This window comes from Bradyrhizobium cosmicum (assembly GCF_007290395.2).
Taxonomy (GTDB): domain Bacteria; phylum Pseudomonadota; class Alphaproteobacteria; order Rhizobiales; family Xanthobacteraceae; genus Bradyrhizobium; species Bradyrhizobium cosmicum.
This window is the reverse complement of record NZ_CP041656.2, coordinates 4543041-4557368: the sequence shown is the minus strand read 5'-3', so window position 1 is coordinate 4557368 and position 14328 is coordinate 4543041. Positions and strand designations below refer to the sequence as shown.

Sequence of the window (14328 nt, the reverse complement as noted above, 5' to 3'; positions counted from 1 at the left end):
CTCGCGATCTTGGGCAGCCTTGACCGCGGGAGCAAGCGGGATTATTCATTAGTATACGAATGATCGTATACAAACGACGCATAGCTGACCGCCTCGAACCGCACTGGAAGCGACACGGAAGGGTGAGATGAGCAATTTCAACCAGGAAAGCGTCTTGAGCGTCCACCACTGGACCGACACGCTGTTCTCGTTCAAGACCACCCGCAGCCCGACCTTCCGCTTCCGCAACGGCGAGTTCACCATGATCGGGCTCAAGGTCGGCGAGAAGCCGCTGCTGCGGGCCTACAGCGTCGCCAGCGCCAATTACGAGGACACCCTCGAATTCTTCTCGATCAAGGTGCCGGACGGTCCGCTGACCTCGCGGCTCCAGCACCTGAAGGAAGGCGACGAAATCATCGTCAGCCGCAAGGCCACCGGCACGCTGGTGATCGACAATCTGGAAGAGGGGCGCAACCTCTACCTCATCGGAACCGGCACCGGCCTGGCGCCGTTCCTGAGCGTGATCAAGGACCCCGAAACCTACGAGCGGTTCGAGAAGGTCGTGCTGCTGCACGGCTGCCGGCACGTAAAGGAACTCGCCTATGGCGAGATGATCACCGAGCATCTGCCGAACGACGAGATGCTCGGCGACTATATCCGCGCCCAGCTGATCTATTATCCGACCGTGACCCGCGATCCCTTCCGCAACCGCGGCCGCATCACCGACCTCATCACCTCCGGCAAACTGTTCGCCGATATCGGCCTGCCGGCGCTGGAAGCCGCCCACGACCGTGTCATGATCTGCGGCAGCCCAGCGCTCGTTGCCGACACCCGCACGCTTCTGGGCGAGAGGGGCTTTGTCGAGGGCAACCACGGCGAGCCGGCGCAGTTCGTGGTCGAAAAGGCCTTTGCCGAGCGCTAAGCGCGCAATTCTCGCGTCATAAGACCGTAGTTTCGCCGCCGCAGGGGCGTTGCGGCGCCGATTCGGCGCGCGCTACACTACGGGAGCGAATCAGCGGAGTTCCCACATGGTTGCGGACAGCGACAGCAACATCGCCTGGCACCGGGTCCAGTTGAAGAAGAACCGCGCCGAGTTGAAGGCGCTCGAGACCGCGCGCTTCATGATGGGCGAGATCGCGTCCTCCAAGCGGACCGGCCAGACCCAGAAGACGATCGCGGACCTCAAGCGCAAGATCGCGCAGTCGGAGCGCGTGATCGCGGACCACGACAAGCGCACGCGGCGGCCGCTCACGACCGACCTGCGGAGCCTCAGCGACGGCAGCTGGAGCCATTGGGATGCCTACACCAGCCAGCAGCAGCGCAAGACCGCGCCGCGTGCGCCGGGACGCGGATAGGGATCAAGAGCCGGTCAGCTTCTTCGCCGCGAGGTCGCGTTCCCAGCCGAACACGGAACGCCCGTCGAGTTCAGGCGATGCGGCACGTTCAACTGCGATGAACGACTCTACCGACGGGCCGCGCGCAGTGCGCTCCAGCCGGCGCGCCTGATCGTCGAGACGCTTGACCGCCTGCATCTCCTCGTCGCGTCCGAGCTTCGCGTTCTGGATCGCGCCCTTCAGCACGCGAATGGTCTCGTCATAGACCTTGATCGGGACGGGGTAGGGATGCCGGTCCTTGCCGCCATGGGCGAGCGAGAAGCGCGCGGGATCGTCGAAGCGATAGGGTGCGCCGTGCACCACCTCGGCGACCATCGCGAGCGAGCGCACGGTGCGCGCGCCGACACCCGGCGTCAGCAGCAGCTCCGGGAAGTCGACCGGGCCGCGCTCGGCGGCGGCTGCCAGCGTGCCGTGCAGGCGGCGCGCGAACACGTCTTTCGGCCTGACGTCGTGATGGGCGGGCATGATCAGATGCGGCAGCATCGCCTGCGCCGGCTCGGACGCCGTGCCGGTGAGCCGTTCGAATTCGGAGAGGATGCGATCGGGGCCGAGATCGCTCAGCAGCTCGAGCTGCGCGCTGCGCGAGACACCGGCACGATGGTCGGTGAGATTGACGATCTCGCCCTGCCGCGGCCCCTCGATCGCGCTGTGCGGCGTCTCGACAAAACTCTTCAGCGCCTCGGAATGCCAGTGATAGCGGCGGGCCTGCCGCTTGTCGCCGTTCATGCCCTGCTGCACCACGGTCCATTTGGCGTCCGCGGTGACGAAGAAGCCGTGCAGGTAAAGGTCGAAACCGTCCTGGACCGCGGCACTGTCGACCTTGGCCACCAGGCGGCTGGCGCGCGTGAGTTTTGCACCGTCGAAGCCGACGCGGTCGCCGAGCTGCATCAGCTCGTCCGGCGTCTTGCGCGAATGCTGGCCGCGGCCGCCGCAGACATAAATGCCGAGCTCGTCTTGGAGCGGGCCGAGCCCGCGCTTCAGCGCGCCGATCACGGAGGTGGTGATCCCCGAGGAGTGCCAGTCCATCCCCATCACGGCGCCGAACGACTGGAACCAGAACGGATGCGACAGCCGCTGGAGGAACGCGTCGCGCCCGTAATGATGCACGATCGCCTGCGTGACGATCGCGCCGAGCGACGACATGCGGGTCGCAAGCCAGGGCGGAACCCGGCCAGTGTGCAGGGGAAGATCGGCGCTGCCGGTTCGGCGAGTCATGATTGCGTAGCAATAGCGCAGTTCGGCCGTCAGGGGGAGGCGACAATACCGAGTTCCTGCAGCGTCACCCGGCGCAAGAGAAGATGCGGGCGAGGGCGAAAAGCTGAACGGCTGCGGTCAGGCGGCCTTCGCGACGGTGGTCTCCGTCCGCTCGTCTCCACGCGATCGCGGCTTGCGCAGCTTTCGCCGCGCCCAGATCAGCAGGCCGGTCGAGAGCAGTGTGAGCAGCGCGATCGACGTCACGACATTGAGCGGCGAGGCGATCAAGGCCGACCAGTTTCCTTCATGAATCAGGCGCGGCCAGTTGCGCGGCAACGGCGTGACGCCTGACGAACTGACGGCATAGGCGCGCAGCTCTCCGCCCTCGTAGACCCGCGCCATCATGCGTCCGCCGCGCACGCCGATCGAGATCACGTGCGACAAGTCGTGGGAGGCCGCGACCATGCCAACCGCCTCGGGCAGTGGCAGCGGACGGCCGCCGCTGGCAGGAGCGGACGCGCTCTGAAACGTCAAGCCGAACGCCAGGCAGAGGCCGGTGAGCGGGCTCAGGAGGATCAGCGGCAATGCGAACCAGGCAGTCCCCTTGTGCCATCCCGACAGCGTGTTGCGCAGGCGCGGCAGTCCCATGAGGATGCCAAGCACCATCAGGATGACCATGGCGACGGTGGAGCTCGTGACCAGCCACGCCTGGCCGAGCAGCCGCTCATGCGTGCCGCGCGCCCACATGAAGAGATCGGAGAGGCTGGAGCCGGTGACCGCGGGTTCGCCGGTAGCGAGATCGATCGCGGGCGCTCCCGCGCCTTGCAATGTCATCCGCTGCGCGGCGGCATTGATCGAAAGCCCGCGTGCCTTGCCATCCGGATCATATCGTTTCACCAGGTCGACGATGCGGGTGGAGGCGATCGGCGGGCCGCCAACGGCGCTGATTTGCGCCAGCGGCTCAAAGGACAGGATGAGGCCAGTCGCGATGATCGCGAGCAGGGGAAGCGCAAAGACCAGTGTGATCCAGCGATGGAGCGTCAACAACAACGGCTTGTTCATTCCCGGTCTCCTGCAATCCGCAGCTTTGGTCGCTCAGCGCGGTGCCGAGGACAAATGACGCTTTATCCATGTTGTTGCGTTGATTTGCAGCAAACGGAATCAGCACCCGGCGCAGCGATGTCAGCGAATGCCAATCGTTCGCAGCTTCGCGCGTCACGAGCAGCTTGTGCAGCAGCCGCGTCGTGCGTTCGACTTCGGTTGCCGAGCCGAGGTCAGGCTGCAGCGTGTCGCTGATATCGTCACCGCGATCGGCGACTTCCTCACTGGGCGCGGATGTCAGCGGCCTTCAGCACCGGCTCCCATTTGGTCGCCTCGGCACGCATATAGGCGTCGAAATCCTTGGCGGCGGAGCCGACCGGCGCGGCGCCAATCTTGCCGAGCGTCGACAACACGTTCGGGTCCTGCAACACCGCCTTCAAATCGGTCTCGAGCTTCGCCACGATCTCCGGCGGCATCTTGGCCGGACCAAGCACACCCCACCAGACCGAGACGTCATAGCCGGGTACGCCCGACTCCGCGACGGTCGGGACATTCGGCAGCGCCTTGGAGCGCTCGGCGGAGGTCACCGCGAGCGCGCGCACCGGGCCGCCTTCGAGCTGACCGATCGCCTCCGCAAGCGGATTGATGCTGAGCGGGATCTCGCCGGCGATCACCGCCGTGAGCGCCGGAGCGCCGCCCTTGTAGGGGATTGCGACGATCTTGGTGCCCGACATGTATTTGAGCAGCTCGCCGGCGAGATGCGCCGAGGTGCCGTTGCCGGACATGCCGTAGGAGAGTTTGTCCGGGTCCTTCTTTGCGGCGGCGAGGAGATCGCCGAGGGTCTTGTAGGGGCTGTCTTTGGCAACGACGATCGCGAGCGGCGAGGAGGCGACTTCGCTGATCGCGGTGAAATCCTTGAAGGTGTCGTAGGGCACGCTCGGATAGATGAACTGGTTCAGCGGATGGCCGCTCGCGACCAGGATCAGCGTGTAGCCGTCGGGTGCCGCCTGCGCCAGCGCCTGCGAGGCGACGATTCCGCCCGCGCCGGGCCGGTTGTCGACCACCGGCTGCTGGCCCCAGGTCTTGGCCAGTGCCTGGCTGAGCGTGCGCGCGAGCACGTCGACAGCGCCGCCGGCGGCATAGGGCACGAGGATATGAACCGGCTTGCTCGGATAGGTGTCAGCGGCCTGCGCGGCGCTCCCCGACAGCAACAGGCCGGCACCCAGCATCAAGCGGCCGATCGTCTTGTTCAAACCCAGCATTCCCAGCACTCCTAGAGGGCGTTTGTGCGCATATGGCGGTCTCGGAGCCATCGGGGCGCGGCCCTTGGTTCTTGTTGACGAGACCTGATCTTTTGTACGATAGTACAAATCACATGGTACGCAAGCCCACCAGCAAGGAAACGGCCCGCAAGCCGAACATGCGCGAGGCGATCCTCGTCGCGGCCGAGGAGATGTTCGCCACCAACGGATTCAATGCCGTTTCGGTGCGCGACATCGCGCAGGCCGCCGGCGCCAATCCCGGCAGCGTCACCTATCATTTCAAGACCAAGGACGGCCTGCTGCTGGAGATCTACCGGCGTCATTGCGGGCCGATGAATCTGCGCCGCTCCGAGCTGCTCGCCGCCGCCAGGCGGGTGCGCGATCTCCAGGACCGGCTGGAGGCGATCGTGCGCGCCTATGTGGTGCCGGCCTTCACCTCGGGCAGCGATCTTGCCGGCGGCGGCGCGCGCTTCACGCGGCTGCGCGCCGTAATGTCGGCCGAGGGCAACGAAGTTACGCGAAAAATCATCGCGCAGACCTTTGACGACACCAGCCATGCCTTCATCGATGCGGTGCACGACAGCCTGCCGCACATTCCACGCACCGATATCGTCTGGCGCAGTCACTTTCTGCTCGGCGCGCTCTATTACTCGCTGGTGACGCCGGACCGCGTCTCGCGGCTGTCGCGCGGCGAGGCCGACGGCAGCGATGCTGCCAGCGCCATCGAGCAATTGGTGCAGGCGACCGTTGCTGCGTTCCAGGCGCCTGCGCTGGATCAGGCTGCCCCGGCGCGGCGGCGGCCGGTCGTCAGCAGCAAGACCTGAAAAAAGCGTTCTCGTTCGGCGGTTCACCTGATGACGATGATGTACACGCCGACCATTCCACCGCCCGATCCGAACACGCGCACGCCGAAATTCAAGCTGCCAAAACTGTCTTGCGACGCGCATTGCCACATCTTCGGGCCCGGCGCGAAGTACCCTTACGCGCCGGATCGGACCTACACGCCGCCGGACGCACCGCTCGAGGATTTCCGCGTGCTGCATGCCAAGCTCGGAGTAGAGCGTGCCGTCATCGTCAATGCCAGCGTGCACGGTACCGACAACACGGTGGCGCTCGACGCCATCGCGCAGAGCAACGGCGCCTATCGCGCGGTCGCCAATATCGACGACACCATCACCGAGCGCGGGCTTCGCGTGCTGCATGAGGGCGGTTTCCGCGGCTGCCGCTTCAATTTCGTCCGCCATCTCGGCGGCGTCCCCGACAAGAGCGTGTTCAACCGCGTCATCGCGATGGTCGCACCGCTCGGCTGGCACATCGACCTGCATTTCGACGCAATCGACCTGCCTGACTATGCCGACATGCTGGCGAGGCTGCCGCTAAGCTACACCATCGACCACATGGGGCGGGTGAAGGCTGCCGAAGGGCTCGATCAATTGCCGTTCAGGATCCTGATCGAACTGATGGAGCGCGACGAAAAATGCTGGGTCAAGATCTGCGGCTCGGAGCGGGTGTCCTCCAGCGGTCCGCCGTTCGCGGACGCGGTGCCGTTCGCGCGAAAGATCGTCGAGACCTCAGCAGACCGCGTCATCTGGGGGACCGACTGGCCGCATCCCAACGTCAAAATGATGCCGAATGACGGTGACCTCGTTGATCTGATCCCGCTGTTCGCACCGGAGCCGGAACTCCAGCAGAAGATCCTCGTCGGCAATCCCGCGCGGCTTTTCGGGTTCGACCCATGACGGTGCCGTGATCGATACGTTGCTATCAACCAAAGAGGGGAGCATTCCCGTGAAAACAGGCCTTGTCGTCACCGCCCATCCGGGCGATTTTGTCTGGCGCGCCGGCGGAGCCATCGCGCTGCATGCGAAGAAGGGCTATCGCATGAAGATCGTCTGCATGTCCTTCGGCGAGCGCGGCGAGAGCCAGTTCGCCTGGAAGGAAAAGGGTGCGACGCTGGAATCGGTGAAGGCCGGCCGCAAGGACGAGGCGGAGCGCGCGGCAAAGCTGCTCGGCGCAGAGATCGAGTTCTTCGACTGCGGCGACTATCCGCTCAAGCTCACCGAGGCGCATTTCGACCGCATGGTCGACATCTACCGCGAGCTCAATCCGAGCTTCGTGCTGACCCATGCGCTGGAAGATCCCTATAATTTTGACCACCCGAACGCCGCGCATTTCGCGCAGGAGACGCGCGTGGTCGCGCAGGCGATGGGCCACAAGCCCGGCGCGCAGTACAAATACTCCGCGCCTCCAGTATTCCTGTTCGAGCCTCACCAGCCCGAGCAGTGCAATTACAAGCCTGACCTGCTGCTCAAGATCGACGAGGTCTGGAAGGAGAAGTACGAGGCGTTCCAGATCCTCGCCGCACAGAAGCATCTTTGGGGCTATTACGAGCGCGTGGCACTCAACCGCGGCATCCAGGGCAGCCGCAACACTGGCGTGCCCATGACCTATGGCGAGGCCTATCAGCGCCTGTTCCCGACGGTTGCGGAGGAACTGGCATGAAGCCCGTCGTCGTTCGCAATATCGAGCGAGCCGATCCCGCCGGTATGGCGGAGTACGGTGTCTCGACAGTGCACGAGGCCTACGGCCGTATCGGCCTGATGAAACCGTATCTGCGCCCGGTCTGGGCGGGGGCGTCGATTGCCGGTCCGGCCGTCACCGTGCTGGCGCAGCCCGGAGACAACTGGATGATCCATGTCGCGGTCGAGCAGTGCAGGAAGGGCGACATTCTCGTCGTTGGCTGCACCACCGACAATACCGACGGCATGTTCGGGGACTTGCTCGCAACCTCGCTCCAGGCGCGCGGCGTGCAGGGGCTGATCATCGACGCCGGCTGCCGCGACGTCAAAGCGCTGCACGAGATGAAGTTTCCGGTGTGGTCGCGCGCTGTCTCGGCCAAGGGCACGGTGAAGGCGACACTCGGCTCGGTCAACGTCCCCGTGGTTTGCGCCGGCGTCAATGTCGATCCCGGTGACATCGTCGTGGCCGATGATGATGGCGTCGTGGTGGTGCCGAAGCGTCATGCGGCTGAAGTTGCCGAGAAGGCGAAGAAGCGAAACGCAGACGAGGGCGGCAAGCGCAAGCGGCTCGCCTCGGGCGAGCTCGGTCTCGACATGTACAGCATGCGCGAGGCGCTGGCGAAAGCGGGGCTCGTCTACGTCGACAATCCCGAGGACGTCTGAAGAGAACCGGAGCGGGCGGATGGATCGTCTCAGGCTGAAGGCCGTGCTCGGCAGTCACCCCCATGTCCAGGCGGTGAAGAGCGGTGAGCTCCGCTCCGACCTGTTCGACCTCGACTTCATCGAGTACACGCCGACCAACACGGCGTTCAAGCCGATGGTGCGCGAGCAGGCCTTTGACGTCTGCGAGATGGCGATCGTCACCTATCTGATGGCCAAGGCGCATGGCAAGCCGCTGGTGCTGCTGCCGGCGACGATGCTCGGCCGCTTCCAGCATGCTTACGCGCTCTACAATCCTGTGCAGGGGAAGCTCGGGCCGTCCGATCTCGAAGGCAAGCGCGTCGGCATCCGCTCCTTCACCACGACGACGGGGGCGTGGATCAGGGGCATCCTCGCCAACGATTATGGCGTCAACCTCGACAGGGTCCGCTGGGTCACCTTTGAAGATCCGCACGTCGCCGAATATGTCGACACCACCGAGCGCGCACCGAAGGACAAGAAAGTCCTGCAGATGCTGCTCGACGGTGAGCTCGATGCGGTCCTCGGCGAGACCTCGAACGACCCCAGGCTGAAGCCGCTTTTTCCTGATCCGGCCGCGGAAGCCGCAAAATGGTACGCCCGCCGCGGTGTCGTCCCGGTCAATCATCTCGTGGTCGTGACAGAGAGGCTGGCGAAATCGCGGCCTGATGTGGTTGCGGGCGTCTATGATCTGTTGAAGCAGAACAAGGTGCGGACGGGGCCGGCGGGCTCACCCGACCTCGTTCCGTTCGGCATCGAGGCGAACGGGAAGCCGCTCGAGCTGATTGTCGACTACGCATTCCAGCAGGCGCTGATCCCGCGCCGCTATGCGGTCGAGGAGCTGTTCGATGAAACGATTCGAGGACTGAACTGATGGCGGGTGATCTCAAACGCTGGCAGATCGGGCTGGTTGGCTATGGTGAAGTTGGCCGGATTCTGGCTGAGGATTTGCGCCTGCAGGACATCAGGGTCGCCGCCTACGACATCAAGCTCGGAGGCGAGCAGCGCGCGGCTCTCAGGGAGCATGCCGCCAGGTTCGGAGTGGCACTCGCAGCCTCTCATGCCGAGCTGGCCGCGACATCCGATTTCATCATCTCTGCGGTCACGGCGAGCCAGGCCGTTCCGGTCGCAAGGGCCTGCGCGGCCGCGATCAACCAGGGCACATGGTTCCTCGATTTCAACTCGGCCTCTCCCGGCGCCAAGCAGCGCGCCGCGGCGCTGATCGATGGCGCCGCGGGGCGTTATGTCGAGGGCGCGGTGATGACCTCGGTACCGCCGTATCGCATCAAAGTGCCGCTGCTGCTCGGCGGCCCCGGCGCGAAAGAGCTGGAGCCGTTACTGAACGCGATCGGTTTTGCGGCGAAGGTTGCCAGCGACAAGCTCGGGGTGTCGTCGGCCGTCAAGATGTGCCGGAGCATCATGATCAAGGGACTGGAGGCCATGGTCATCGAAAGCTTCACCACCGCGCGCGCTTATGGCGTCGAGGATGCGGTGCTGGCGTCGCTCACGGAAACCTTCCCGAGCATCAATTGGGAGAAGCAGGGCGCTTATTTCTTCCAGCGCGTGATCGAGCACGGCCGTCGCCGTGCCGAAGAGGTGCGCGAAGTCGCGGACACCGTACGGGAGGCAGGGCTGACGCCATGGTCGGCGCAGGGCACGGCCGAACGTCAGGCCTGGGTGGCCGATCTCGCCGACGAAGGCCTGTTCGGCACCAGGGGCACGAAGGAGTTCGCCCGCAGCGCCGATTGGCGCACCGAGGCGGACAAGATCCTCGCGAAGATCAAGCGCTGACGCCGGGGCCCATTCAGCTCAGGACCCTGCTGCCGCCGCGATAGCCCGAGACTTCGTCGCGGGCGGCCTCGATCAGATCGATCAGGCTGTTGGCCTTGCGCACGATGTCCGTTGTCCGCTCGCTGCGGAATTCGGTCAGGATCAGGCGAACGCATTTGTCGGCTGTATCCAGCGTCCACAGCGCGCGTGCCATCTCGTCCTGTGTGTGGATTGCCGTGATGTCGAGGCCCGACAGGACTTCGCCGATTCCATTCAGGCGCTTGACGGCGGTCTCGGCTGGCGTGCTGGCCCGGATGGAATGATAGTCGATACTGTTGAATGCGCTGAACATAACCAAACTCCCGTGTACGCAGATGGTCAGTGCAAGGTCTTAGTAAGATTACCTGATCCTTGTCGCAACGCGTTGGGCTACGGACCGGGATTCTACCGGACTCGGAGGCTCGGGGAGGGCTTGACGGTACGATTGAACGGTTAGGCGCGTTTGCCGACAACCTGGCCGTTTGCAGCGACAAGTTTCCCCTCCTTGTACACGGAGCGCCCCTGCGGCACCGCGACGACGGCCTCGGGGATATGGGCCGCATTCAGCGTCACGAAGTCGGCCTTGGCGCCGACACGCAGGCCGTAACCTTCGAGGCGCAGCGCCTTGGCGCCTGATGCGGTGACGATGTCAAATGCGACGCGCAGTTCTTCGTCGATGTTGAAGCCGGAGCGATAGCCGAGCGTGGTTGCCCGGCGCAGCATGTCACCGTCGCCATAGGGCCACCAGGAATCGCGGATGTTGTCATTGCCGCTGAAGACGGTGACGCCAGCGTTGCGCAGGGCGAGAATCGGTGGAAACGGCCGCGCCCCCGGCGCATTGGTCATGATTGCGACGCCCGAGCGGGCAAGAACCTCCGCCATCTTCTTGAGGTGATCTGCCGGAATATCGCCGAGCCCGTAGGCGTGGCTGATGGCAACACGGCCCTCCATGCCGAGCGCGCGCGTGCGCGCCGCGATCTGCTCGATCTCGAAGGCGCCGAGGGTGCCCATGTCGTGCAGATGGATGTCGACATCGACGCCATGCTTTTCGGCCACGCCGAACACGACGTCGAGGTGCTTCTCGACATCGCGATCAAAGCTCGCGGGATCGAGCCCGCCGACGAGGTCGGCGCCGAGCCCGATGGCCTCATCCAGCAATTGCGGCGTGCCGGGGCTCGCCAGAATGCCGCTCTGGGGGAAGGCGACGAGCTGGATGTCGATCAGGCCCCGGTATTCCTCGCGCACGCGCAGGATCGTCTCGATCGATTTCAGCCCGACCGAGCCATCCACCATGACATGGCTGCGCATCTGCGTGGTGCCGTGGGCGATGCAGAGATCGAGCTGGTTGCGCGCCCGCACGTCCATCGGCGCAGCCTCGGCCATGTTCTGCGCCTGGAAGGCGACGCGCTCATGCACGTCGAATCCGTTGGTGCACGGCTTGTGCGGACGCCAGGCATCGCCATAGAAGCTGGTGTCGAGATGGATATGGCCCTCGACGAAGCCGGGGACGACGAGGGCCTGATCAAGATCGATCGCCGCAGCGCCGGTCGGGGGCTGGTCAGCGGGCGTGATCGCGGCGATGCGCCCATCCTTGACCGCGAAGTGATGCCGGGACCCGCCGTCGAAGCGCGCATTGAGGAAGATTGTGTCGAAGGCCATCGGTTCCTCCGTTGATCGTTGTGGCGCCGTTCAGCTCCGCGGTGAAAACAGCGTCGGACGCGGCCGTTCAAACGTCTGCCGGCCATTCTTGAACCCCATCAAGACATCCGGCAGCTCGGCGATGGCGAAGCGGCTGTCCTTCGTGTCGAGCACGATGAGATCGGCGGGGTTGCCGACCTTGGTGCCGTAGTCGTCAAGGTTCATCAGCCGCGCCGGCAGGTCGGTCACGAGATCGAGGCAGGTGTCGAAGTCGCTGACCGAGGCGTGCGCGACATTGGCATAGAAGTTCGCCATCCGGAGCAGCGAAGCGTCACCGAACGGGGTGAAGGGGTTGAGCACGTTGTTGGTGGCGACGGAGCACAGCACGCCGTTGTCGACGAGCTTGTGTGCGAGCGTCAACCCGCGCGGTGCATTGTGGGTGGCCTCGCGCCCCATCAGATAAAGGTCGGTCGCGGGCAGCACGGTGACGGCGACGCCGGCATTTGCCAGTTGCGCGGTGGCCGCTTTCAAGCGCTCCGGTGGCAGTGCCGAGAGCTTCGTGGCGTGGCCGATCGCGACGCGCCCCTGATAGCTGCGCCGCTCGGTCTGCCGGCAGACCTCGTCGAGGTGCCACCAGGACGGATCGAGATCGAAATCCAGATGGAGATCGACGTCGACGTCGAATTCCTGCGCGAGATCGAAGATGCGTTCGAGATGCGCGTTCGGGTCGGTGTCCATATAGGGACAGCCGCCGATCGCCTCGCCGCCGTCGCGCAGTGCCTGGATGAGCAACTCTTCGCTGCCGGGATCGTTTGTCAGCCCTTCCTGGGGGAAGACGCAGAGCGAGAGGTCAATGGCCCAGGCATGGTCGCGCTTGAGCGTCTTGATCGCTTCGTAGCCACGCAGGCCGATGCGCGGGTCGATCTCGACATGGGTGCGCATGCGCGTCGTACCGTGCACGATGGCGCGTTCGAGCACCTTCGCGCCGCGCGCGTAGACGTCCTCGACCGTAAAATCCTTCTTCATCCCGGCGACGGCACGGATCGCTTCCGAGACGCTGCCGTGATTATGCCCGCAGCGGCCGAGCAGGCAGGCCTTGTCGAGATGGATGTGGGTGTCGACGAAGCCGGGCAGGGCCAGATGCCCACCGAGGTCGACCTCGACGGCCTCGCAGGCGAGCTTTGGCTCGATCGCGGCGATGCGGCCGCCCTTCATGCCGATATCGACGGGTGTGGCGGACGATCGCAACAGCGCATTACGGAAGATCTGGTCGAAGGCGGTCTGCGTGGTCATGGCATCAAATTCAGCTGTGCTAGCCTAGCGGAAGCGCCAAGTGGGGGCAGCCCCAGATTGTGTGCAGTTCTGATATCAAATTGTTCAAAAAATGTGCATGCAGTTTGAAGTGCGAATTGTAGACTGTCCAGACCTTGGAGAACCCGCCATGTCCGCCCCCGCAAAAGCCGAAAGCCCGATGACCGACGCCGAGATCGTCGAAGCCTACCTGACGGCCTCGATGATACCCGATCCTGACGCGGCTGCGGCCTATATGAAGCCGGGCACCGTGATCACCTTTACCGGCGGGCGCGAGTTCGATCATCCGCGTGGCCCGACCGGCTTCAACGCGAAGCGCTACCGCTGGGTCAAGAAGAAGATGGACCGCTTCGACGTCTGCCCGGGCGCGGACGAGACGGTCGTCTACAGCGTCGGCACGCTCTATGGCGAGTGGATGGACGGTACCCCGTTCGAGGGCAATCGCTACGTCGATCGCTTCGTCGTTCGGGGCGGGCAGATCGTGAAGATGGACGTCTGGAACGACAGCGCCGAGCGGATTCTGGTTCAGCGCGGGATCGAGGCTTAACACGCGCATGATCCGGAAAAGTGTGCAGCGGTTTTCCGACGAGATCATGCGCAAACAAAAAAGCTAAGGCGCAACCTATTGCGCCTTAGCGGCGCGCGACCTTGGGCAGCTTGACGACGCGGTCGCTCGTCACCTCGTCGGCATACGGCGCGAGGATATCGAGCAGATCGCGGCCGCGCTGCGGGGTAGGGGCGACCAGCGCACGGTTTGCCACGGAATCGAGGTGATGGTGCATCAATTCCATCACCTTGGCCTCGTCGCCCTTGGCGAGCGCGGCGATGATGGCACGATGCTCGTTGATGGCGCATTCGGTGGAATGCGGCCGGCTGTAGAGCGACAGCGTCAGGCAGCAGCGATACGCGACCTCGCTGACATAGCGCACCAGGATCGGGCTGTTCGTCATGTGCGCGAGCAGGATGTGGAATTCGGTGGCAAGCCGGATCGAGATGGCGTCCGTGCCGCCGCGCGCGCGATCCTCGGCATCGACATGGGCATTCAGCTCGGCGATCTGCGTCTTGGTCAGCTTGCCTGCGAGCTGGCGGACCACGAGACGTTCGAGCTCGATGCGGATATCGAAGGCGTCGCGCGCCTCCTGCCAGCTCGGCGTCGCCACCACCGCGATCCGGTTGCGGCGGAGCTCGACCAGCCCTTCCGCGGCGAGCTGCCCCAGCGCGTGGCGGGCAATGGTGCGGCTGACGCCAAAACGCTCGCCCAGCGAATCCTCAGGCAGCTTTGCACCGGGCTCGAGTGCCTGCTCGATGATCGCGCGCCTGAGCGCACGGCAGATCACGCTGACCTTGTCGGATGATTCAGAAGTCTTGCTGGTGGGGCGCGCCGCCATCGGCGAATCCTTGAGGGGAGGGTCGAAGCCACTCTTTAGCACAGGCCCGCGCCAATCCAGCGCTGCAATTGCATGCAGTTTGATGTCCGGATTGCCTAATCCGAATCTCGCCGTT

Annotated in this window: 16 protein-coding genes; 9 read left to right on the top strand and 7 right to left on the bottom strand. The window is 64.6% G+C overall.

The features are described from left to right. The first annotated feature begins 127 nt into the window (after nt 1–127). Entirely contained in the window at nt 128–901 is a 774-nt protein-coding gene (locus tag FNV92_RS22005) for a ferredoxin--NADP reductase (RefSeq protein ID WP_015686883.1), read from the top strand. Between the two features lie 106 nt (nt 902–1007). Further along, nucleotides 1008–1334, top strand: a complete 327-nt coding sequence (locus FNV92_RS22000; RefSeq protein ID WP_015686882.1) for a hypothetical protein — start codon at nt 1008–1010, stop codon at nt 1332–1334. A gap of 3 nt (nt 1335–1337) precedes the next feature. Here FNV92_RS22000 and FNV92_RS21995 read toward each other — a convergent pair whose 3' ends face one another. From FNV92_RS21995 to FNV92_RS21985, 3 genes are all read right to left on the bottom strand, one after another. Further along, nucleotides 1338–2588 carry a DUF763 domain-containing protein gene (locus tag FNV92_RS21995; protein WP_143844586.1) on the bottom strand — a complete coding sequence of 417 codons (1251 nt, stop codon included), beginning with the start codon at nt 2586–2588 and terminating at the stop codon, nt 1338–1340. Nucleotides 2589–2705: 117 nt separating this feature from the next. Continuing rightward, on the bottom strand, nt 2706–3629 hold the full coding sequence (locus FNV92_RS21990) for a PepSY-associated TM helix domain-containing protein (protein WP_143844587.1): 924 nt from the start codon (nt 3627–3629) through the stop codon (nt 2706–2708). 260 nt (nt 3630–3889) lie between these two features. Next, a complete protein-coding gene (locus tag FNV92_RS21985; RefSeq protein ID WP_143844588.1) occupies nt 3890–4870 on the bottom strand; it encodes a tripartite tricarboxylate transporter substrate binding protein in 981 nt (326 codons plus the stop codon). A gap of 113 nt (nt 4871–4983) precedes the next feature. On the opposite strand from FNV92_RS21985, the gene FNV92_RS21980 reads away from it, so the two are divergent. From FNV92_RS21980 to FNV92_RS21955, 6 genes are read left to right on the top strand one after another with little or no spacing between them, the layout of a single operon-like run. After that, complete coding sequence (locus FNV92_RS21980; RefSeq protein ID WP_143844589.1) at nt 4984–5694, top strand: TetR/AcrR family transcriptional regulator; 711 nt, start codon at nt 4984–4986, stop codon at nt 5692–5694. A gap of 30 nt (nt 5695–5724) precedes the next feature. Then, complete coding sequence (locus FNV92_RS21975; RefSeq protein WP_143844590.1) at nt 5725–6609, top strand: amidohydrolase family protein; 885 nt, start codon at nt 5725–5727, stop codon at nt 6607–6609. A gap of 49 nt (nt 6610–6658) precedes the next feature. After that, nucleotides 6659–7372, top strand: coding sequence for a PIG-L deacetylase family protein (locus tag FNV92_RS21970; RefSeq protein WP_011086622.1), 714 nt, complete (start codon nt 6659–6661; stop codon nt 7370–7372). Beyond that, nucleotides 7369–8052, top strand: a complete 684-nt coding sequence (locus tag FNV92_RS21965) for a 4-carboxy-4-hydroxy-2-oxoadipate aldolase/oxaloacetate decarboxylase (RefSeq protein ID WP_143844591.1) — start codon at nt 7369–7371, stop codon at nt 8050–8052. Before FNV92_RS21970 ends, FNV92_RS21965 begins: the two co-directional genes overlap by 4 nt. Nucleotides 8053–8071: 19 nt before the next feature. Beyond that, nucleotides 8072–8941, top strand: coding sequence for an ABC transporter substrate-binding protein (locus tag FNV92_RS21960; protein ID WP_143844592.1), 870 nt, complete (start codon nt 8072–8074; stop codon nt 8939–8941). Beyond that, entirely contained in the window at nt 8941–9858 is a 918-nt protein-coding gene (locus tag FNV92_RS21955; RefSeq protein WP_143844593.1) for a DUF1932 domain-containing protein, read from the top strand. Before FNV92_RS21960 ends, FNV92_RS21955 begins: the two co-directional genes overlap by 1 nt. A 13-nt stretch (nt 9859–9871) precedes the next feature. Here the strand turns inward: FNV92_RS21955 and FNV92_RS21950 are convergent, their stop codons facing one another. From FNV92_RS21950 to FNV92_RS21940, 3 genes are all read right to left on the bottom strand, one after another. Further along, nucleotides 9872–10189: a hypothetical protein gene (locus FNV92_RS21950; RefSeq protein WP_015686872.1), complete on the bottom strand. Its 318-nt coding sequence runs from the start codon at nt 10187–10189 to the stop codon at nt 9872–9874. A 140-nt stretch (nt 10190–10329) separates the two neighbouring features. Next, nucleotides 10330–11535 (bottom strand): amidohydrolase family protein, encoded by a 1206-nt coding sequence (locus FNV92_RS21945; RefSeq protein ID WP_143844594.1) that lies wholly within the window; start codon nt 11533–11535, stop codon nt 10330–10332. 30 nt (nt 11536–11565) lie between these two features. Further along, on the bottom strand, nt 11566–12807 hold the full coding sequence (locus tag FNV92_RS21940) for an amidohydrolase family protein (protein WP_143844595.1): 1242 nt from the start codon (nt 12805–12807) through the stop codon (nt 11566–11568). A gap of 148 nt (nt 12808–12955) precedes the next feature. Here FNV92_RS21940 and FNV92_RS21935 point away from each other — a divergent pair, with 148 nt between their 5' ends. Continuing rightward, nucleotides 12956–13372: a nuclear transport factor 2-like protein gene (locus tag FNV92_RS21935; RefSeq protein WP_143844596.1), complete on the top strand. Its 417-nt coding sequence runs from the start codon at nt 12956–12958 to the stop codon at nt 13370–13372. 85 nt (nt 13373–13457) lie between these two features. Here the strand turns inward: FNV92_RS21935 and FNV92_RS21930 are convergent, their stop codons facing one another. Then, nucleotides 13458–14213 carry a GntR family transcriptional regulator gene (locus tag FNV92_RS21930; RefSeq protein WP_143844597.1) on the bottom strand — a complete coding sequence of 252 codons (756 nt, stop codon included), beginning with the start codon at nt 14211–14213 and terminating at the stop codon, nt 13458–13460. Between the last annotated feature and the right edge of the window lie 115 nt (nt 14214–14328).